The following is a 21826-nucleotide window of genomic DNA, read 5'->3' as shown; positions in this document are numbered from 1 at the left end:
TACCTATGAATTACCTTGTTATTTCTCCCTACTATCCACAAAACTTTCAACAGTTTACCATAGAACTAGCCAATAAAGGCATAACTGTCTTGGGAATTGGTCAAGAGCCTTACGAGCAATTGGATGAGCTCTTGCGCAATAGCTTGACCGAATATTTCCGTGTTGATAATCTTGAAAATATAGATGAAGTCAAACGTGCAGTTGCTTTCCTTTTCTATAAACATGGCCCGATTGACCGCATCGAATCCCATAATGAATACTGGCTTGAGTTAGATGCAAGTCTTCGTGAGCAATTCAATGTTTTTGGTGCCAAACCAGAGGATCTCAAAAAGACGAAATATAAGTCTGAAATGAAGAAGCTTTTCAAAAAAGCAGGTGTCCCTGTGGTACCTGGAGCTGTTATCAAGACTGAAGCAGATGTGGATCAAGCTGTGAAAGAAATCGGTCTTCCTATGATTGCCAAACCTGACAATGGAGTGGGAGCGGCCGCCACCTTTAAATTTGAGACAGAAGACGATATCAATCACTTCAAGCAAGAGTGGGACCATTCAACCCTTTATTTCTTTGAAAAATTTGTCACTTCCAGCGAAATCTGTACCTTTGACGGGCTCGTAGACAAGGATGGTAAGATTGTCTTTTCAACGACCTTCGACTACGCCTATACACCGCTGGATCTCATGATTTACAAGATGGACAATTCCTACTATGTGCTCAAGGATATGGATCCCAAATTACGTAAATATGGTGAGGCCATTGTCAAAGAATTTGGTATGAAAGAACGGTTCTTCCATATTGAGTTTTTCCGCGAAGGGGATGATTACATCGCCATTGAGTACAATAACCGCCCTGCAGGTGGTTTCACCATTGATGTTTATAACTTTGCTCATTCCTTGGACCTCTATCGTGGATATGCAGCCATTGTCGCAGGAGAAGAGTTCCCAGTGTCAGACTTTGAACCTCAGTATTGTTTGGCTACTTCTCGCCGTGCAAATGCTCATTATGTCTATTCTGAGGAGGACTTGCTTGCCAAATATAGCCAGCAGTTCAAGGTTAAAAAAATCATGCCTGCAGCCTTTGCGGAACTTCAAGGAGATTACCTTTATATGCTGACAACTCCGAGTCGACAAAAAATGGAGCAGATGATTGCTGATTTCGGACAACGTCAGGCTTAAGAGACTATCGGATTAAGGAAATTCACTCCCTTAATCCTTTTGTTTTGTCTGATAAAAAATAAGAGCATCCTAACAAGATAGCTATCATAAAACTTGTTTGATAACTATTTGAAGCAGGATTAGGTGGTCAGAAATTGAATTTTAACATTTCAATTGAGTCATAGTATTGTGTTTTCGTATCCTTAAATCAGCTAAAAGGATCCATGACGACACCTATACGATATAGTTTTCAAGATACTAAACAAGTCTATTAAAATATTCAGGTGACGCATAGATATAGTTAATTGAAGCTTTGTTTGAAATCTGATAAAATAATGATATTACTAAGTTTTAAAAACTAAAGAAAAGGGAAGATATGATTACAGGCGAATTAAAAAATAAAATCGATCAGCTGTGGGAAATTCTTTGGACAGAAGGAAATGCAAATCCTTTAACAAATATTGAACAGTTGACTTATCTCTTATTTATGAAAGATTTGGATAGTGTCGAGCTTGGACGTGAAAGTGATGCTGAATTTTTAGGGATTCCTTATGAGGGAGTTTTTCCAAAAGATAAACCTGAATACCGTTGGTCAACTTTTAAAAATATAGGAGATGCTCAGGAAGTTTATCGTTTAATGACTCAGGAGATTTTTCCGTTTATTAAAAATCTCAAGGGGGATACAGATGATACAGCCTTTTCACGATATATGCGAGAAGCTATTTTTCAAATAAATAAACCTGCTACGCTTCAAAAGGCAATTTCTATCTTAGATGTTTTTCCAACTAGGGGATTAGATGTAGATTTTGATAATGACAAACAAAGTATTACTGATATCGGAGATATCTATGAATATCTGTTATCAAAATTGTCGACCGCAGGTAAAAATGGACAGTTCCGTACACCTCGTCACATCATCGATATGATGGTTGAGTTGATGCAACCGACCATCAAAGATATCATCTCAGATCCCGCTATGGGTTCTGCTGGCTTCTTAGTATCTGCTAGCCGTTACTTAAAGCGTAAGAAAGATGAATGGGAAACCAATACAGATAATATCAATCATTTTCATAATCAGATGTTTCATGGAAATGATACGGATACGACTATGTTGAGACTTGGGGCGATGAACATGATGCTACATGGAGTAGAAAATCCACAAATCAGTTACCTTGACTCGCTGTCTCAAGATAATGAAGAAGCCGATAAATATACTTTGGTTTTAGCAAATCCTCCTTTTAAAGGCTCACTTGACTACAATTCAACCTCTAATGACCTTCTTGCAACCGTAAAAACCAAAAAAACAGAATTACTCTTTCTTTCTCTTTTCTTGCGAACTTTAAAACCAGGTGGACGAGCAGCAGTTATCGTACCTGATGGTGTCCTTTTTGGTTCGTCGAAAGCTCATAAAGGAATTCGTCAGGAAATTGTAGAGAACCATAAGCTTGATGCTGTAATCTCAATGCCTAGTGGTGTTTTCAAGCCTTATGCTGGAGTTTCAACTGCCATTCTCATCTTTACAAAAACTGGCAATGGTGGTACTGACAAGGTCTGGTTTTACGATATGAAAGCGGATGGTTTAAGTTTGGATGATAAGCGACAACCGATTAGCGACAATGATATTCCAGATATTATCGAACGCTTTCATCATCTTGAAAAAGAAGCAGAACGTCAGAGAACGGATCAATCTTTCTTTGTTCCAGTTGATGAGATAAAGGAAAATGATTATGATTTGTCTATCAATAAATATAAAGAGATTGAGTATGAAAAAGTTGAGTATGAACCAACAGAGGTCATCTTGAAGAAAATCAATGATTTAGAAAAAGAAATTCAAGCTGGCTTGGCTGAATTAGAAAAATTACTCAAGTAGGGAGGTGGCTGTATGCAAAAAGTGAAGTTGGGGGAAGTCTTATCTCTAAAAAAAGGCAAGAAAGCCACTGTACTTGCTGAACAAACAACCCTAAGCCAACGTTATATTCAAATAGATGATTTAAGAAATAATAATAATTTAAAATTCACTGAAAGTTTAAATATGACTGAAGCACTTCCAGATGATATTCTGATAGCATGGGATGGTGCTAATGCAGGAACAGTTGGCTATGGGTTATCGGGAGCTGTTGGTAGTACAATTACGGTCTTAAAAAAGAATGAGCGATACAAAGAAAAAATTATATCAGATTACTTGGGAGTCTTTTTGGAAAGTAAATCGCAGTATTTACGAGATCATTCAACAGGTGCAACAATTCCTCATTTAAACAAGAATATATTACTTGATTTACAATTAGAATTGCTAGGTATCGAAGAACAAGAGAACATTATTTGTATTCTTAATACGATTAAAAGGCTTACTACTAAAAGAAAATTGCAGTTAGATGAACTAAACTTGTTCGTCAAATCCCGATATTCCGAGGAGGTGGTTGCATGAAGAAAGTGAAATTAGGGGAAATTTGTGAAATAGTTACAGGTTCAACTCCAAAGAGTAGTAATCCAAATTATTGGAATGGAGAATACAAATGGATTACTCCTGCAGAAATTAGTGATGATGATTTTATCGTTTTTGACACACAACGGAAAATTACTAAGTTAGGAATTGAAGAAACGGGCTTGAAATCATTTCCTACGGGAACAGTTTTGTTATCATCTCGTGCTCCGATTGGTAAAGTTGCAATTTCAGGATGTGAGATGTATTGTAATCAAGGTTTTAAAAATTTTATCTGCTCAAATAAAATCAATAATGAGTATTTATATTATTTTTTTAAAGCAAGAAAAAATTATTTGAATATTTTGGGGCGAGGAGCAACATTCAAGGAAATATCTAAAAGTATAGTATCTGATATTGAGATTTTTTTGCCAACGTATGATATACAGAGGAAACAAGTTAAAGTTCTAAAAAAAATTGATAAACTTATTTATACTAGAAAAGAACAATTGATTGAGTTTGAATATCTCGTAAAATCCCGATTTAACGAGATGTTTGGGGATGTTATTCTAAATGAAAAAGAATGGAAAGTTAGCAAATGGAACGAGATTCTAACAATAAGAAATGGTAAAAATCAAAAACAGGTTGAAGATGCTGATGGGAAATTTCCTATTTATGGAAGTGGGGGAATTATGGGATATGCTAAAGATTGGATAGTGAAGAAAAATTCAGTTATTATTGGACGTAAAGGAAATATAAATAAACCTATTTTAGTTAGAGAAAATTTTTGGAATGTAGATACAGCATTTGGATTAGAGCCTGTTTTAGAAAAAATAAACTCAGAATATTTATTCTATTTTTGTCAATTATACAATTTTGAGAAGTTAAATAAGGCTGTAACAATACCTAGTTTAACCAAATCAGATTTATTAGATATTTCCATCCCCCTCCCCCCACTAGCCCTCCAAAATGAGTTTGCAGACTTTGTAGCCCAAGTCGACAAATCACAATTGGCAATCCAAAAATTTCTGGAAGAACTTGAAACTTTGAAGAAATCTCTGATGCAGGAGTATTTTGGCTGATATTCTGCCATTGTAATTACGGTAATGATTTGTTATAATACTTCAAAGGAGGAAATCAGATGGTAGTAAAAACAAGAAAACAAGGAAATTCAATCACCATTACGATTCCAAGTGAATTTAATATTCCAAGTGGTGTTAAATACGAAGCGAAATTGTTACCAAGTGGTGAGATTATCTTTACTCCTGAAGAATTGGGGCAGCAGGTTTCTTATGTATCTGATGATGCCTTTGACTTAAATTTAGATAAAATATTTGACGAATACGACGATGTTTTCAAAGCTTTGGTGGAAAAATGACAATCTATCTGACAGAAAAGCAAATTGAAAAAATAAATGCTTTAGCAATTCAACGGTATTCTCCAAATGAGAAAATTCAAACAGTTAGTCCTTCTGCCTTAAATATGATTGTGAACTTACCAGAACAATTTGTCTTTGGGAAGCCTCTTTATCCAACAATTTTTGATAAAGCAACGATACTATTTGTCCAATTGATAAAGAAGCATGTTTTTGCTAATGCTAATAAAAGAACTTCTTTCTTCGTTTTGGTCAAATTTTTACAATTAAATGGCTATCGTTTTTCTGTAACGGTAGAAGAAGCAGTAAAAATGTGTGTAACCATCGCAGTAGAAGCTTTAACTGATGAAAAAATGATAAGCTACTCCAAATGGGTTTCTGAACATTCTGTTAGAGAAAAGGTCAGAAAGTAACCTAGTATGCTGGATTTGAATGGGCACAAGAAAATAAATGAACAGACAATATTAGAATTCTGTAATGCAGAAACTGATATTGTCTCTTTTTATTGATGAATAAGAAAGTGAAAAATTATGGAATCAAAAGTTACAATTATCATGCAAGAAATGTTACCTCTTTTAAATAATGAACAATTACTAGCATTGAGAGAGAGTTTAGAACATCATCTAGTAGACGGAAAAAAGCAGCAGAAGTATTCGAATAATAACCTGTTGCAACTCTTTATCACCGCCAAACAGGTAGAGGGCTGTAGCTCAAAAACAATTCGTTATTACCAGAGGACGATTGAAAACTTGTTTAATGCTATTAAGGAGTCTGTGACACAACTCACAACAGATGATTTAAGGAGTTATTTAGCAAATTACCAGTCTGAAAAGGATTGTAGTAAGGCGAATTTAGACAATATTAGGCGTATATTGTCTTCTTTTTTTGCTTGGCTTGAGCAAGAGGAATATATCATTAAAAATCCCATTCGACGGATAAAGAAAATTAAGACTGAGCAAAATGTGAAGGAAACTTATACTGATGAACATTTGGAAATTATGCGCGATAACTGTGAAAATTTGAGAGATTTGGCAATAATAGACCTACTAGCATCGACAGGTATGCGTGTAGGGGAGCTTGTACAGTTGAATCGTTCAGATATTGATTTTGAAAACAGAGAGTGTGTTGTCTTTGGTAAAGGAAAGAAGGAGAGACCAGTATATTTTGACGCTCGGACGAAAATTCATTTAAGAAACTATCTTAACGACAGAAAAGATAGTCACCCTGCTCTTTTTGTAACGTTAGTTGGAAAAGTCCAGAGGCTTGGAATTGCTGGTGTAGAGATTCGCTTAAGAAAGTTAGGAGACAAACTCGGTATACAAAAGGTTCACCCACATAAGTTCAGAAGAACTTTAGCGACTAAGGCAATTGATAAAGGTATGCCTATCGAACAAGTCCAAAAACTGCTAGGTCATAGCAAGATTGACACAACCCTGGCCTATGCCATGGTCAATCAAAATAATGTCAAGCATTCACACCAAAAATTCATCTCTTAAAAGCAAATCCCGATATTCCGAGGAGGTGGTTGCATGACAATCATTTTTTTACAGAATATATTTGAAAAATCTATAAATGGTGAATGGGGTAATGAAGATAGTGGCAAAGGAGAGGCGACAGCAGTAATTAGAACCTCAAATTTTCTAAATTCTGGAAGACTAAATCTAGATAATATTGTATGTCGTGAAATTGATAAAGATAAAAACAGCGACAAAATTCTACGAACTGGTGATATTATAATTGAAAAATCAGGAGGTAGTCCAAATCAACCGGTTGGACGTGTTGTATATTTCGATGTTACAGATCAAGATTATTTCACAAATAACTTTACTAGTATTTTAAGAGTTAAACCAGGATATAATTCTAAATATATATTTTATTTAATGAAGTATCTTTATGACACAAAGAAGGTGTTAAAATTTCAAAATCAAACAACTGGAATTATTAATTTAAAGTTAGCTGACTATTTAAATAAAACCAAAGTTAATATTGAAACTATAGAAAATCAAAATACAATAGTAGATATATTGGATAGGTTAGAGTATCAAATAATAAATAGAAATAAGCAGCTTAGTGAACTCTCAAACCTTGTAAAATCCCGATTTAACGAGATGTTTGGGGATCCGGTTTTGAATGAAATGGGTTGGGATAAACATGCTTTGAAGGAATTTGGAATATGGAAAAGCGGTGGAACTCCTAAAAGAAATGAAGAAGAATTTTTTAGAGGAAATATTCCTTGGATTACATCAGGAGAACTAGAACATAAATACATTGAAGATTCTTTTGAAAAAATTACAGAAAAGGCAATTGAATGTAGTTCTGCAAAAATAATTGAAAAAGGTAGTTTATTACTGGGTATGTATGATACTGCGGGATTAAAATCATCGATCAATACTAAAGTAATATCTTGCAATCAAGCTATTGCTTTTGCAAAATTAGATGATAAAATAACGAATACTATATATGTTTATTATGTAATTCAAAATTTAAGATCAATGCTATTGAATCAACAAAGAGGCGTACGTCAAAAAAATTTTAACTTATCGATGATCAAAAATATTTCCATCCCCCTCCCCCCTCTAGCCCTCCAAAATGAGTTCGCAGACTTTGTAGCCCAGGTCGACAAATCACAATTTGCTTGTGAGATAGCTATAAAAGTGTGGAGAAATAGCTTGAAATTTAGTATAATATAGCTAAACTATTTGTTTAAAGTGAGAAAAAAATGGGAAATTTTAGCTTTCTTTTAAAAAATGACGAATATGAATCTTTTTCAAAACCTTGCATTGAAGCTGAGAATATGATTGCTACATCAACTGTGGCTACCGCCTTTATGGCGCGTCGTGCTTTAGAGCAGGCTGTCCATTGGATATATAGTCACGATTCATATTTAGAAGCTCCCTATCGTGCTACTCTATCTTCTTTAGTATGGGATGATGATTTTAGGGATATCGTAGATTCTGAACTCCACAAGCAGATAGTTCTGTTGATTCGATGGGGAAACCATGCTGCTCATGGTGGTGAAATTAAGGAACGAGAAGCGATTTTAGCTTTGCATCATTTGTATCAGTTTGTTAATTTTATCGATTATTGTTACAGCAATGAGTTTGTGGAGCGTTATTTTGATGAGAAGTGCTTACCACTTTCAGCAAACATTAAATACCGAGAAACTCCACAATCTATGATAAAGTTACAAGACAGTTTACCAGAACTGCCTGATTTTCATGAACAGATGGCTGCTCAGTCCGTAGAAGTTCAAGAGACTTATACTGAAAAACGTGAGACTGCAGCGCAACGGCAAGATGTGCCTTTCCATATTGATCAATTATCTGAGGCAGAGACAAGAAAGCTCTTTATTGATATCGATCTCCGTCTAGCAGGATGGATATTTGAAGAAAACTGTCGTGTTGAGATAGCTGTTGATGGTCTCAAGCACGGTTCAGGAATTGGTTACTGTGACTATGTACTTTATGGTAAAAATGGGAAAATTTTAGCGATTGTAGAGGCTAAAAAAGCCTCTGTCAATCCAGAAGTAGGGGAAGTACAGGTCAAAGAATATGCTGAAGCTTTGGAGAAACATATCGGCTATCAGCCAATTTGCTTTATTACAAATGGGTTGAAGCACTATATACTTGATGGTCCGAACCGCCGCCAGATTGCAGGCTTTTACTCTCAAGAAGAATTGCAATTAGTGATGGATAGACGTCATCTTCAAAAACCACTTGAGGATATTTCTAGTAAAATTAGAGACGATATTTCCGGGCGTCACTACCAAAAACATGCGATTGCAAGCGTTTGTGAAGCTTTCTCTAATCATCGTAGACAGGCACTTTTGGTTATGGCAACTGGGGCTGGGAAAACTCGTACAGCAGTTTCTCTAGTTGATATCTTATCACGTCATAACTGGGTAAAAAACGTTCTCTTCTTAGCCGATAGAACTTCCTTGGTTAAGCAAGCATATGATTCGTTTAGAAAATTACTCCCAGATCTTTCCGTTTGTAACTTCTTAGAAGATAAAGAAGGAGCTCAATCAAGTCGCATGGTCTTTTCAACTTATCCGACTATGATTGGAGCGATTAGTGGTCAAGAAGAAGTAAATCAACGCCCTTTCACTGTTGGGCATTTTGACCTTATCATAATTGACGAGTCTCACCGTTCTATTTATCAGAAATACAAGTCCATTTTTGATTATTTTGATGCAAGGATTGTAGGCTTAACAGCTACTCCGCGTCAAGATTTAGATAAAAACACCTATGGATTCTTTAATTTGGAGAATGGTGTTCCAACATATGCATATGATTTGGAAGAGGCTGTTAAAGACGGATATTTAGTAGCCTATCATTCTATCGAAACCAAACTGAAACTACCTACGGATGGTCTACATTATGATGATTTATCCGAAGAAGAAAAGGAACATTTTGATAGCAAATTTGAAGACGATAGCTGTGAAAAAGATATTGATGGGAGTGTGTTTAATTCCTTTATTTTCAATAAAAGTACAGTAGAAATTGTTTTAAATGAACTCATGACAAGAGGAATTCAGACAGCCTCGGGTGATGAAATTGGTAAAACTATTATTTTTGCTAAAAATCATGACCATGCGGAATATATCAGAGGTATTTTTAACAACCGCTATCCTGAAAAAGGGAGCGACTATGCTCAGGTGATTGATTATAGTATTAAGCATTATCAGACCTTGATTGATGATTTTAAAATTAAGGAGAAGTATCCTCAAATTGCGATTTCTGTCGATATGTTAGATACAGGTATTGATGTACCAGAGGTTGTGAATTTAGTCTTCTTCAAGAAAGTACGCTCTAAAACTAAGTTTTGGCAGATGATTGGTCGAGGAACCCGTCTGTGTAAAGATTTATTTGGACCTGAACAGGATAAGGAAAACTTCTTGGTATTTGATTATGGGGACAATTTTGATTATTTTCGTGCAGATCCAAGAGATGGAGAGGGTCGTCACATTGTTTCGTTGACTCAGCGTTTATTTAATATCAAAGTGGACTTGATTCGAGAACTTCAGGGACTCCAATACCAAGAAGATCAGTTTGCGAGAGCATACCGTCAGGAGCTTGTCTCAGAACTTCAAGGTCGTATAGAGAGCTTAAATGAGTTGGACTTCAGGGTTCGTATGGTTTTAGACACAGTTTATAGCTATAGGAAATTGGAAAGTTGGCAGAATCTAACTGCTGTTACAAGTGAAACCATTCAAAAAAATCTCTCTCCGCTTTTATTTGATGAAGATAAAGAAGATGAGATGGCGAGGAGATTTGATTTGTGCTTACTTCATATTCAGTTGGGGCAACTGACAGCTAAATCTTCCACTGTTCATATTTCCCAAGTGATGAAGACGGCTAGAGCTCTTTCTGCTATTGGCAATATCCCGCAGGTTTTTGAGCAGGCTGAAATTATCAGGAAAGTACAGGAGCCTGAATTTTGGAAAGAAGTTAACTTGTCTGATTTGGAAAAAATTCGTCTTGCTATTCGAGATTTATTACAGTTTTTGGATAAAACAGACCGTAAACCCTACTATGTTAACTTTGAAGATCGTATACTCTCCACTGTTCACGAGACCACAGCATTTTTACAGGTCAACGATCTTCGATCTTATAATGAAAAAGTTGAGCATTACTTGAAAACTCATCTGGATGAAGAGTCCATTTCTAAGCTATACCATAATGAAAAGTTGACATCTGATGATATGCTTGCACTTGAAAAATTGCTCTGGGAAAAATTAGGTAGCAAATCAGACTACCAACATCATTATGAAAATAAGGCAATTCCGAGATTGGTGCGTGAGATTATTGGCTTAGATAGAGAGTCTGCCAATCGTATTTTTTCTAAATTTTTGTCGGATGAGAACCTTAATGCCAGGCAGATTTCATTTGTAAAATTGATTGTAGACTACATTGTAGAAAATGGTTGCTTAGAGATGAAAGTGTTAACGCAAGAGCCGTTTAAATCTCATGGATCTGTTCAACTACTCTTTCAACACCAACTACCAGTACTTCGTAATATTGTTCAAACCATTGAACTTATCAATAATCGAGCTGGAGAAGTGGCTTAAATTCTAAAGTGATTGCCATGCTGAGACTCATTTAAAATTAAAAAGAGTAGAAATTTATGTTATATATGAGAAGTTTTATTAGGAAGAATGTCATCGTTTTCCTAGAATACAGTATCAGTTGTTAAGTGGCTGATAAATTTCAAAGTAGATACTTGTACCACGATGTTTGTTGATCGAGTTATTAACAAAAGAGCTACTTTGATTTTAAAGAAATAGAAAACAAAAAGCCGAGCAAGAATTCAATTGCAGGAGAAAATGAAGTAATACTCAGTGAAAATCAAAGAGCAAACTAGGAAACTAGCTGCAGGCTGCTTAAAACACTGTTTTGAGGTTGTAGATAAGACTGACGAAGTCAGTAACCATACCTACGGCAAGGCGATGTTGACGGGGATTGAAGAGATTTTCGAAGAGTATAAATCTTCCTAGGATAAAGCAAAACGCATAGTATCAAGGGTTTTCAACACTTGATACTATGCGTTTTCTGATGTTAAAGACTTTCTACCAGGTTTTTTAAAGCATAATTGTTAGTTGTAGTCATTTATTATTCTTCAAAGAAAAATGGTGGGGCGAATTTTTTCAGTTCTTCAAAGCACTTTTGAGCAGCATCTGTATCTTCACAGATGATAAGGCAAACATCATCACCACAAAGGGTTGCGATAATATATTGGAAATCAAGAGCATCAATAATTGTAGCGAACGATTGTGCTAGACCAGGAAGAGTTTTGAGTAGGACTTGGTGCTGAATAGGTCGCAACATGATGAGGGCATCTTCCATATAGTTTTCCAAACGTTTTTCCCATTTTGAGATGGAACCATTATTAAGAACATAATAAGCGTTATCTTCTTCGCGGACTTTTGATAGGTTCATATTTTTGATGTCGCGTGAGAGGGTTGCCTGGGTCACTTGAATGTCGTTCTCAGCAAGAAGGGACTGCAATTCAGCCTGTGTATGAATCTTGTTTTTTGCGACAAGAGCGCGTATAAGTTGGTGTCGGTGTTCTGATTTATTCATAATAATTTAACTCCTTTTTTAGTAAGGTATTGTAAGTGTGGACTGAGTGAGGTCGACAGTCAAGTGGTAGTCGGTATTGTCACGGATTGTGATTTCAAAGTCAGTAGTATAGAGGACTAAACGAAGAGTATCTCCTTCTTTTAGCTTATAAATAGTTGGTTGCAGTTCAAATTGCACATCCATCCATTCATCTGCAGTAATATCCTCTACTAACAGTAGATCAGTTCTATTTTGTAAATTAAGGTAGCCTTTTGTCACGACTCGTTGTGCATCTGGCCTAAATGGTAATTCACAGAGATTTTCCAACATGTGGTAGCGTCCATTATCAATGGTTTTAGCACTTAAAATAGCTGGATAAGGTTGTAGGTATTTCTTTTGACCAAGTTCCAGTAGTTGAGCAGATAAGAACCCCTTGTTTGTGCTGGATTTGATACGAAGATTAAGCTGAGCGCGACCGTTCAGGTGGAGATCTTTAGTCACAGGCAGGTCAATAGTAATCTGATTGGCTTTCCCTTGATAGAGTTCCGTATTGAAGGTCTGGTAGGTCTTACCATAACGCTCAAAATCCTTATCTGGGTACTGGTTTTGAATAGCTTGCTCTTCTTGCCCAAGTGAGAAGGTTTCAAAGTTTTCTTGCCCACCGAAGTTATCAAGTGATAGCCAAGTCTGTGGAGCTGTATTGTCCTGCCAGATAAGAGTAGGAAGTTGGAAATCTGTATCTTGTCCCAGTAATTTTTTAGTCAATAAGGCATTCATGGCTTCACGGAAATCAATGGACTGCCAGTTATTCATATAAACATGGGCACCATTATGGAAAAAGAGGTGCTTGTTTATATGATTAGGAAGGGCATGGAACATCTGGTAAACATGAAGTGGTTTGACATTCCAATCCTGTGAACCGTGGGTAAAGACAACCTCTGCTTTTACATTATGGGCATTGAGCAGATAGTTGCGATCATGCCAAAACTGGTTATAGTCGCCGGTCTTGCGATCTAGTTGTTCCTTTACTTTTTCTAAGTCAGCTTGGTGAGCTTCATTGCCACGGATATAGTCGCCAGCCAAGAGATTACGAGAATAGGTTAACTCAGCAAGGGAGTCAAAGTCCTCACCGGGATAACCGCCTGGACTAGTTACCAGACCGTTTTCACGGTAGTAGTTGTACCATGAAGAAATGCCAGCCTCAGCAATGATTACTTCTAAACCATCGACGCCTGTAGTCGCAAGCCCATTGGACATAGTTCCAAGATAGGAAAGTCCAGTTGTGGCAACTTTTCCGTTTGACCAGTCAGCTTTGACTTGACGTTGGCGCGTGTGGTCAGTAAAGGCACGGCAACGGCTATTAAGCCAATCGATGACATTTTTATAAGCCTCGATTTGCTGGTAGTCTCCATTAGTCATGAAACCAGTAGAGTCTTTGGTACCAATACCTGACACATAGAGATTGGCAAAACCTCGTGGAAGGAAATAGTCATTAAGAGTATAGCTAGAGTTGATGTGGCTTAGCTTTTCCTCAGCTTCCGACACAAGCTCAGCTTGGCCTTGGGGTTGGACGAGATTGAGTTGAGGTTCCTCTAGTTCAATCTTATGAGCAGGCTTTACCTCAAGCTCGCCCTCCATCTTGTAGAGAGCCTTATCGCTTGCCTTGTCATTTGTTCCCTGATGATAAGGGCTGGCTGTCATGATGGCAGGGATTTTTCCATCAAAACGAGGACGAATAATGCTGACCTTGACTAAGTCTGGAAGACCTTTTTGGTCAGTATCGACACGAGACTCAACGTAAACGACTTCACGAATGACATCATGGCTGGAAAAAGTTGCTAAACTTTTGCCGTTAAAGTAGTGATAGTCATTATCCTCAGAGATAAGACCGTCGCTTACCAGTTGATCAATCAGGGTATTCCCTTTTTTGGTGCGAGTATTGAGTAACTGATAGAGATTTTCAATCAAGTCATCGTATACAATAGGAAATCCAGTCTCTTTACGAAAAGCTTCACTGTCTTCGAAGTCAACCAAATAAGAAAAGCCTAAAAGTTGAAAAGTAACAGTATAAAAAATATCTGCTGTCAAGTCTTTATCAGATTTGAAAAAAGTTAATATGTTAGTTTCTTTGTCTATAGCCAAGCAGGAGAGTGGATAGTCGGTGTTCTCATAAGTGAAAAAGAAGCGACGTAAAAAAGTTTCCAGTAATTCCTTGGGATTGGCTGTGTTTTGTAAATCAAAGCCACATTTTTTTAGTTCAGATAAGATATTTTCTTTTGGAAAAGTGATATAACTATATTGATTAAAACGCATAGAACCTCCATATAGAATGATAGTTAAGGTTATTATATCAAAAAAAAAGCAGAAAGGGAATTGTTAACTGCAAAAGGAAATAATCCAATAAAAATGAATAAAGTGCTAAATTCAATATAGAGAACAGTGTAATAATAGACGTAATGGGTATAATATAAAAATTCTAGGAGATTTATATTGTATGTTTTCTATTTTATATATAATATAGTATAAATATAAAAAATAATGACAAAAACACAAATGAATAAAAAGTAAATTAGTACGCTGATGAAATGTTTCTCAAGAGAAGCCTTTTATAGGTGAAAATGGTATAATATAGTGAGAAGGATAGAGGAGAAGTGTAAATTGATCGCACAACTAGATACAAAAACAGTCTATAGTTTTATGGAGAGCGTCATTTCGATTGACAAGTATGTGAGAGCAGCTAAAGAATACGGCTACACTCATCTGGCTATGATGGATATTGATAATCTTTACGGTGCTTTCGACTTTCTAGAGATTACAAAAAAATACGGTATTCATCCTTTACTAGGGCTTGAAATGATTGTATTTGTGGATGAGCAGGAAGTGAATTTGCGCTTTTTAGCTCTATCTAGTGTGGGCTATCAGCAGTTGATGAAGCTTTCAACAGCCAAGATGCAGGGGGAGAAAACTTGGTCAGTCCTGTCCCAGTATTTGGAGGATATTGCGGTCATTGTGCCTTATTTTGAAGAGATTGAGTCGCTAAATCTAGGATATGATTATTATATTGGGGTTTATCCAGAAACACTGACAAGCGAATTTCATCATCCTATCTTACCACTTTATCGAGTCAATGCCTTTGAAAGTAGGGATAGAGAAGTTCTGCAAGTGCTAACAGCGATTAAAGAAAACCTACCGCTCAGAGAAGTCCCTTTGCGCTCACGACAAGATGTCCTTATATCAGCAAGTTCTTTAGAGAAATTATTCCTAGAACGATTTCCGCAAGCCTTAGACAATTTAGAAAAGCTGATTTCAGGCATTTCTTACGACTTGGATACGAGTCTGAAACTGCCTCGTTTTAACCCAGCTAGACCAGCAGTAGAAGAGTTGAGAGAACGCGCTGAGCTTGGGCTTGCTCAGAAGGGATTGACTAGTAAAGAATATCAAGATCGACTAGACCAAGAATTGGCTGTTATTCATGATATGGGCTTTGACGATTATTTCTTGGTTGTCTGGGATTTGCTGCGTTTTGGACGTTCGAATGGCTATTATATGGGAATGGGACGGGGTTCTGCAGTAGGTAGCTTGGTTTCCTATGCCTTGGATATTACAGGGATTGACCCAGTAGAGAAAAATCTGATTTTTGAACGCTTTCTTAATCGTGAACGCTATACCATGCCTGATATTGATATTGATATCCCAGATATTTATCGTCCAGATTTTATCAGATATGTTGGCAATAAATATGGCAGTAAACATGCTGCACAAATCGTTACTTTTTCTACCTTTGGAGCTAAGCAAGCTCTTCGAGATGTCTTGAAACGTTTTGGTGTGCCAGAGTATGAATTATCTGCAATTACCAAGAAAATCAGTTTTCGTGATAATCTCAAATCAGCCTATGAGGGCAATCTCCAGTTTCGTCAGCAAATAAATAGTAAGTTAGAATACCAAAAAGCCTTTGAGATTGCTTGCAAGATAGAGGGCTATCCAAGACAAACCTCTGTCCATGCGGCTGGTGTTGTGATCAGTGACCAAGACTTGACCAACTACATCCCTCTGAAGCACGGTGATGAAATTCCACTGACTCAATATGATGCTCATGGAGTTGAAGCTAGTGGGCTTTTGAAAATGGACTTTCTGGGACTACGAAATTTGACCTTTGTCCAGAAGATGCAAGAGTTGCTTGCTGAAACAGAAGGGATTCATCTGAAAATAGAAGAAATCGATCTGGAAGACAAAGAAACGTTAGCTTTATTTGCCTCTGGAAATACAAAAGGTATCTTTCAATTTGAACAACCTGGCGCCATTCGCTTGCTCAAACGTGTGCAACCAGTCTGTTTTGAAGATGTCGTAGCAACTACTTCTCTAAATCGACCAGGTGCTAGTGACTATATCAATAATTTTGTGGCAAGAAAGCATGGGCAGGAAGAAGTGACTGTTCTGGATCCAGTACTGGAGGATATTTTGGCTCCAACCTATGGTATCATGCTCTATCAGGAGCAGGTTATGCAGGTTGCCCAGCGTTTTGCTGGATTTAGTCTTGGGAAAGCTGATATTTTGCGCCGGGCTATGGGGAAAAAGGATGCCTCTGCCATGCATGAGATGAGGGCTTCCTTTATTCAAGGTTCATTAGAAGCTGGTCATACTGTGGAAAAAGCAGAGCAGGTCTTTGATGTCATGGAGAAGTTTGCAGGTTATGGTTTTAACAGGTCACATGCCTATGCCTACTCAGCCTTGGCCTTCCAGTTGGCTTATTTCAAAACGCATTATCCAGCCATTTTTTATCAGGTCATGTTGAATTCTGCCAACAGTGATTACTTAATAGATGCACTTGAAGCAGGCTTTGAAGTAGCGCCTCTGTCCATCAACACCATTCCCTATCACGATAAAATTGCGAACAAGTCTATCTATCTAGGTTTGAAATCGATTAAAGGAGTCAGCAAGGATTTGGCGCTTTGGATTATTGAAAATAGACCTTATTCTAGCATTGAAGATTTTGTAGCTAAATTACCTGAGAATTATCTGAAACTTCCTCTGCTAGAACCTTTGGTAAAAGTTGGTCTTTTTGATTCATTTGAAAGAAATCGTCAAAAAGTATTCAATAATTTAGTTAATCTATTTGAATTTGTAAAAGAGTTAGGAAGTTTGTTTGGAGATACTATTTATAGTTGGCAGGAATCGGAAGATTGGACGGAACAAGAAAAATTCTATATGGAACAAGAGCTTTTAGGGATAGGTGTCAGCAAACATCCCCTACAAGCTATTGCAAATAAGGCTATTTACCCGATTACTCCAATTGGGAATTTGTCAGAAAATAGCTACGCTATTATTTTGGTTGAAGTTCAGAAAATAAAAGTAATTCGTACCAAAAAGGGCGAAAACATGGCTTTCTTACAGGTAGATGATAGTAAAAAAAAATTGGATGTTACTCTCTTTTCAGACTTATATCGTCAGATTGGGCAGGAAATAAAAGAGGGAGCCTTCTACTATATAAAAGGAAAAATCCAGTCACGTGATGGCCGTCTGCAAATGATTGCACAAGAAATAAGAGAAGCAGTTGCTGAACGCTTTTGGATACAGGTAAAAAATCATGAATCGGATCAAGAAATTTCACGTATTTTAGACCAATATAAAGGCCCAATCCCAGTCATCATCAGGTATGAAGAAGAACAGAAAACAATCGTTTCCCCTCATCATTTTGTAGCTAAATCCAATGAATTAGAAGCGAAATTGAATGAAATCGTTATGAAAACGATTTATCGCTAAAAATACGGAAAATAGAAGAATTTTAAAATCAAATGTGGTATAATCAAGAAGAATGTTAAAAGAAAAAGGAGCATAAACCAATATGAAACGTATTGCTGTTTTGACTAGTGGTGGAGACGCCCCTGGTATGAACGCTGCTATCCGTGCAGTTGTTCGTCAAGCAATTTCAGAAGGAATGGAAGTGTTTGGTATCTATGACGGATATGCTGGTATGGTTGCCGGTGAAATTCATCCCTTAAATGCGGCTTCAGTAGGAAACATCATTTCTCGTGGTGGTACTTTCCTTCACTCAGCTCGTTACCCAGAGTTCGCTCAACTTGAAGGGCAACTTAAAGGGATTGAGCAATTGAAAAAACACGGCATTGAAGGTGTAGTTGTTATCGGTGGTGACGGATCTTACCACGGTGCTATGCGTTTGACTGAGCATGGTTTCCCAGCTATCGGTCTTCCAGGTACAATTGATAACGATATCGTTGGTACTGACTTCACAATCGGTTTTGACACAGCGGTTACGACTGCTATGGACGCTATCGATAAGATTCGTGATACATCATTAAGTCACCGTCGTACTTTTGTCATCGAAGTTATGGGGCGTAACGCTGGTGATATCGCTCTTTGGGCTGGTATCGCAACTGGTGCTGATGAAATTATCATCCCTGAAGAAGACTTCAAAATTGAAGATATCGTAGCAAGTATCAAAGCTGGCTATGAATGTGGTAAAAGACACAATATCATCGTTTTGGCAGAGGGGGTTATGTCAGCAGATGAATTTGCTCAAAAACTAAAAGAAGCTGGAGATACGACCGATCTTCGTGTGACAGAACTTGGACATATTCAACGTGGTGGTTCTCCAACTGCGCGTGACCGTGTATTGGCGTCACGTATGGGTGCCCATGCCGTTAAACTTCTTAAAAAAGGTATCGGTGGTGTTGCGGTAGGTATTCGTAACGAAAAAATGGTTGAAAATCCAATTCTTGGTACTGCAGAAGAAGGAGCATTGTTTAGTTTGGCAGCAGACGGTAAGATTATTGTAAATAATCCACACAAAGCTGATCTTGACCTGTCACAATTGAACAATTGCTTGTCATAATTCATAATTTAGTTAATAAGACCAAAAGGTCATATATATAAAGGAGTCACAAAAAATCATGAACAAACGTGTAAAAATCGTTGCAACTTTGGGTCCTGCGGTAGAAATCCGTGGTGGTAAAAAATTCGGTGATGACGGATACTGGGGTGAAAAACTTGATGTTGAAGCTTCAGCTAAAAACATTGCTAAATTGATTGAAGCTGGTGCTAACACATTCCGTTTCAACTTCTCACACGGTGACCACCAAGAACAAGGTGACCGTATGGCAACTGTTAAACTTGCTGAAAAACTTGCAGGTAAAAAAGTTGGTTTCCTTCTTGATACAAAAGGACCAGAAATCCGTACTGAATTGTTTGAAGGAGATGCAAAAGAGTACTCTTACACAACTGGTGAAAAAATCCGTGTTGCGACTAAACAAGGAATCAAATCAACTCGTGATGTGATTGCATTGAACGTTGCTGGCGCTCTTGATATCTATGATGATGTTGAAGTTGGTCGTCAAGTTTTGGTTGACGATGGTAAACTTGGTCTTCGTGTGGTTGCTAAAGATGATGCAACTCGTGAGTTTGAAGTTGAAGTTGAAAATGATGGCGTAATTGCTAAACAAAAAGGTGTTAACATTCCTAACACTAAAATTCCTTTCCCAGCTCTTGCTGAACGTGATAACGACGATATCCGTTTTGGTCTTGAACAAGGTATCAACTTCATCGCGATTTCATTCGTACGTACTGCAAAAGACGTGAACGAAGTTCGTGCAATCTGTGAAGAAACTGGAAACGGACATGTTCAATTGTTCGCTAAAATCGAAAACCAACAAGGTATCGATAACTTGGATGAAATCATTGAAGCAGCTGATGGTATCATGATCGCTCGTGGTGACATGGGTATCGAAGTACCATTCGAAATGGTTCCAGTTTACCAAAAAATGATTATCAAGAAAGTCAATGCTGCAGGTAAAGTTGTTATCACTGCAACAAACATGCTTGAAACAATGACTGAAAAACCACGTGCAACTCGTTCAGAAGTATCAGACGTATTTAACGCTGTTATCGACGGAACTGACGCTACAATGCTGTCAGGCGAGTCTGCAAACGGTAAATACCCACTCGAGTCAGTAACTACAATGGCTACAATCGACAAGAACGCTCAAACTCTTCTTAATGAATACGGACGTTTGGATTCAGATTCATTTGAGCGTAACTCTAAGACAGAAGTAATGGCTTCTGCTGTTAAAGATGCGACTAACTCAATGGATATCAAATTGGTTGTAACTCTTACTAAGACAGGTCATACTGCTCGTTTGATTTCTAAATACCGTCCAAATGCTGACATCTTGGCATTGACATTTGATGAATTGACAGAACGTGGCTTGATGTTGAACTGGGGTGTTATCCCAATGTTGACAGATGCTCCATCTTCAACTGACGATATGTTTGAAATCGCTGAACGTAAAGCGGTAGAAGCAGGTCTTGTTGAGTCAGGCGATGATATCGTTATCGTTGCTGGTGTGCCAGTAGGAGAAGCTGTTCGCACAAACACAATGCGTATCCGCACAGTACGTTAAGAAAAATATAAAAACCTATCATATCCAGCTTTAGAGCTTGTGTGATAGGCTTTTTTTGTATAGAGGGTAGCAAAGAGGCAAAACTTTCATAATGGATTGATACTCTTCGAAAATCTCTTCAAACCACGTCAGCGTCGCCTTACCGTATATATGTTACTGACTTCGTCAGTTCTATCTACAACCTCAAAGCAGTGCTTTGAGCAACCTGCGGCTAGCTTCCTAGTTTGCTCTTTGATTTTCATTGAGTATGAAATAAGATATGCACAAATTGATTAGGAAATTCAAATGAATTTCTACAAATGTTTTAGCAATCGTAATGTAATTGTTTAGATTCGATCTGATATATTTTCGATTTAATGATATGGTATTTAAAACCTCCAAAGCAGCTTGCTCCATTCTTTTACTTACGTGAGTGCAGATATTATTTATTGTTTTAGCGTCTTTGTGTTCCACTCTAACCACTATAGCTAGTGTACTAAGGAGTGTGTGCCTGAAAATATGGGAACTAAGGGCTGGTTTATCGGTTTTGCTAGTTTAGTATTTGCCTTTTGAAAAGTGATCTTAAATGCCTTTCTCTAAATTGACATATCACTATTGTTTAACAAAATCTAATCTGCTTTAGGGTACTTATTCTTTTTTTGAAATGTAGAATGAACTTTTTCAAAGTTTTTCGAATCTTTTAAAATCTGTTTGTTTTATATCGCCATTCTCCCCCTTTTTTAATTCTCCCTATACAGCCTGATAACTTTCTCGATGGTGCGAATATGGTTGCTTTCGTCTAGGTGGACGTCGGGGTATTCGGGATTGAGTTTTTTGAGGTAGCCTTGGCGGAGTTTCTTGACATAGTTAGCGCCGTCTACTTGGAAGATGCCGATGGCATTATAGTCAATCTGTGGGGGATTCTTGACAAATAGGTAGTCGCCATTTCTTATCTTTGGCTCCATGGACCTGCTGACGACATAAGCGATTGCGTCGTAGTCGTCTGGGATTTCATTCTCATAGAATGGAAACTCCATATCTAAATCGTCGTCCTATATCGAGCGGCTACCTGCATATATAAACCACACCTAACACGAGAGTAAGTAGTCTGTCTGTAGTCGTCCAGTCTGATGATTTTTACGATACTTCGTTTATCTTCGTTTTTCTGCTTATACAGTTGCCTCTCGGCATAGGTCAGGATTTTACCTTGTCTGGGTGATGCCCGTTGGTCGTAGATGGATTGGATATCGCTAGGAGAATCCTTTTGAACTGGAGGAAAGAGGGCATCAATCAAGCTACTGAATACTTTAGCTAAGTCAAATATAGTATTTTTCTTAGTAGACCTAACCCTTTTTTCATAATTTCCAATGGCGTTTTTATTTATACCTATCTTAGTACCCAATTTTTATTGAATCCAACTATTTACT

The 21826-nt window shown here is 37.3% G+C and carries 15 protein-coding genes and 1 pseudogene; 13 read left to right on the top strand and 3 right to left on the bottom strand.

The window, feature by feature from the left end:
• Positions 1 to 5: 5 nt before the first annotated feature.
• From SP4011_RS07425 to SP4011_RS07380, 10 genes and pseudogenes are all read left to right on the top strand, one after another.
• Positions 6 to 1172 (top strand): ATP-grasp domain-containing protein, encoded by a 1167-nt coding sequence (locus SP4011_RS07425; RefSeq protein WP_338618577.1) that lies wholly within the window; start codon positions 6 to 8, stop codon positions 1170 to 1172.
• Between the two features lie 355 nt (positions 1173 to 1527).
• Entirely contained in the window at positions 1528 to 3021 is a 1494-nt protein-coding gene (locus SP4011_RS07420) for a type I restriction-modification system subunit M (protein WP_050079220.1), read from the top strand.
• A gap of 12 nt (positions 3022 to 3033) precedes the next feature.
• Positions 3034 to 3561: pseudogene (locus SP4011_RS07415) on the top strand (restriction endonuclease subunit S); the annotation flags it as partial.
• 11 nt (positions 3562 to 3572) lie between these two features.
• The gene (locus tag SP4011_RS07410; RefSeq protein ID WP_338618576.1) at positions 3573 to 4652 is read left to right on the top strand and encodes a restriction endonuclease subunit S; all 1080 of its coding nucleotides are present in this window, start codon (positions 3573 to 3575) and stop codon (positions 4650 to 4652) included.
• A 59-nt stretch (positions 4653 to 4711) separates the two neighbouring features.
• A complete protein-coding gene (locus SP4011_RS07405; RefSeq protein ID WP_000260605.1) occupies positions 4712 to 4948 on the top strand; it encodes an AbrB family transcriptional regulator in 237 nt (78 codons plus the stop codon).
• Positions 4945 to 5358 (top strand): type II toxin-antitoxin system death-on-curing family toxin, encoded by a 414-nt coding sequence (locus SP4011_RS07400; RefSeq protein WP_164225979.1) that lies wholly within the window; start codon positions 4945 to 4947, stop codon positions 5356 to 5358. Before SP4011_RS07405 ends, SP4011_RS07400 begins: the two co-directional genes overlap by 4 nt.
• 117 nt (positions 5359 to 5475) lie before the next feature.
• Positions 5476 to 6441 (top strand): site-specific tyrosine recombinase/integron integrase, encoded by a 966-nt coding sequence (xerA, locus tag SP4011_RS07395; protein WP_000444456.1) that lies wholly within the window; start codon positions 5476 to 5478, stop codon positions 6439 to 6441.
• Positions 6442 to 6474: 33 nt separating this feature from the next.
• Positions 6475 to 7635, top strand: a complete 1161-nt coding sequence (locus SP4011_RS07390) for a restriction endonuclease subunit S (protein WP_338618568.1) — start codon at positions 6475 to 6477, stop codon at positions 7633 to 7635.
• A 29-nt stretch (positions 7636 to 7664) separates the two neighbouring features.
• Positions 7665 to 11015: a DEAD/DEAH box helicase family protein gene (locus tag SP4011_RS07385; protein ID WP_173212260.1), complete on the top strand. Its 3351-nt coding sequence runs from the start codon at positions 7665 to 7667 to the stop codon at positions 11013 to 11015.
• 270 nt (positions 11016 to 11285) lie between these two features.
• On the top strand, positions 11286 to 11441 hold the full coding sequence (locus SP4011_RS07380) for a hypothetical protein (protein ID WP_173212262.1): 156 nt from the start codon (positions 11286 to 11288) through the stop codon (positions 11439 to 11441).
• Positions 11442 to 11556: 115 nt separating this feature from the next.
• Here the strand turns inward: SP4011_RS07380 and SP4011_RS07375 are convergent, their stop codons facing one another.
• On the bottom strand, positions 11557 to 12027 hold the full coding sequence (locus SP4011_RS07375) for an arginine repressor (protein ID WP_001043011.1): 471 nt from the start codon (positions 12025 to 12027) through the stop codon (positions 11557 to 11559).
• 18 nt (positions 12028 to 12045) lie between these two features.
• The gene (locus SP4011_RS07370) at positions 12046 to 14319 is read right to left on the bottom strand and encodes a Xaa-Pro dipeptidyl-peptidase (RefSeq protein ID WP_338618564.1); all 2274 of its coding nucleotides are present in this window, start codon (positions 14317 to 14319) and stop codon (positions 12046 to 12048) included.
• A gap of 345 nt (positions 14320 to 14664) precedes the next feature.
• Between SP4011_RS07370 and SP4011_RS07365 the strand changes: the two genes are divergently transcribed.
• The 3 genes from SP4011_RS07365 (at position 14665) to pyk (ending at position 20420) form a co-directional block, all read left to right on the top strand.
• Positions 14665 to 17766, top strand: coding sequence for a DNA polymerase III subunit alpha (locus SP4011_RS07365; protein WP_338618563.1), 3102 nt, complete (start codon positions 14665 to 14667; stop codon positions 17764 to 17766).
• An 82-nt stretch (positions 17767 to 17848) separates the two neighbouring features.
• Positions 17849 to 18856, top strand: a complete 1008-nt coding sequence (pfkA, locus tag SP4011_RS07360; RefSeq protein WP_000820871.1) for a 6-phosphofructokinase — start codon at positions 17849 to 17851, stop codon at positions 18854 to 18856.
• A 58-nt stretch (positions 18857 to 18914) separates the two neighbouring features.
• Positions 18915 to 20420 (top strand): pyruvate kinase, encoded by a 1506-nt coding sequence (pyk, locus tag SP4011_RS07355; protein WP_173274426.1) that lies wholly within the window; start codon positions 18915 to 18917, stop codon positions 20418 to 20420.
• 719 nt (positions 20421 to 21139) lie between these two features.
• On the opposite strand, the gene SP4011_RS11455 is transcribed toward pyk, so the two are convergent.
• Positions 21140 to 21436 (bottom strand): S24 family peptidase, encoded by a 297-nt coding sequence (locus SP4011_RS11455; RefSeq protein ID WP_419992021.1) that lies wholly within the window; start codon positions 21434 to 21436, stop codon positions 21140 to 21142.
• Positions 21437 to 21826: the final 390 nt, after the last annotated feature.

The organism is Streptococcus parapneumoniae, from assembly GCF_037076355.1.
In the GTDB taxonomy this organism is placed as follows: Bacteria; Bacillota; Bacilli; order Lactobacillales; family Streptococcaceae; genus Streptococcus; species Streptococcus parapneumoniae.
This window is presented reverse-complemented; position numbering and strand designations above follow the sequence as displayed.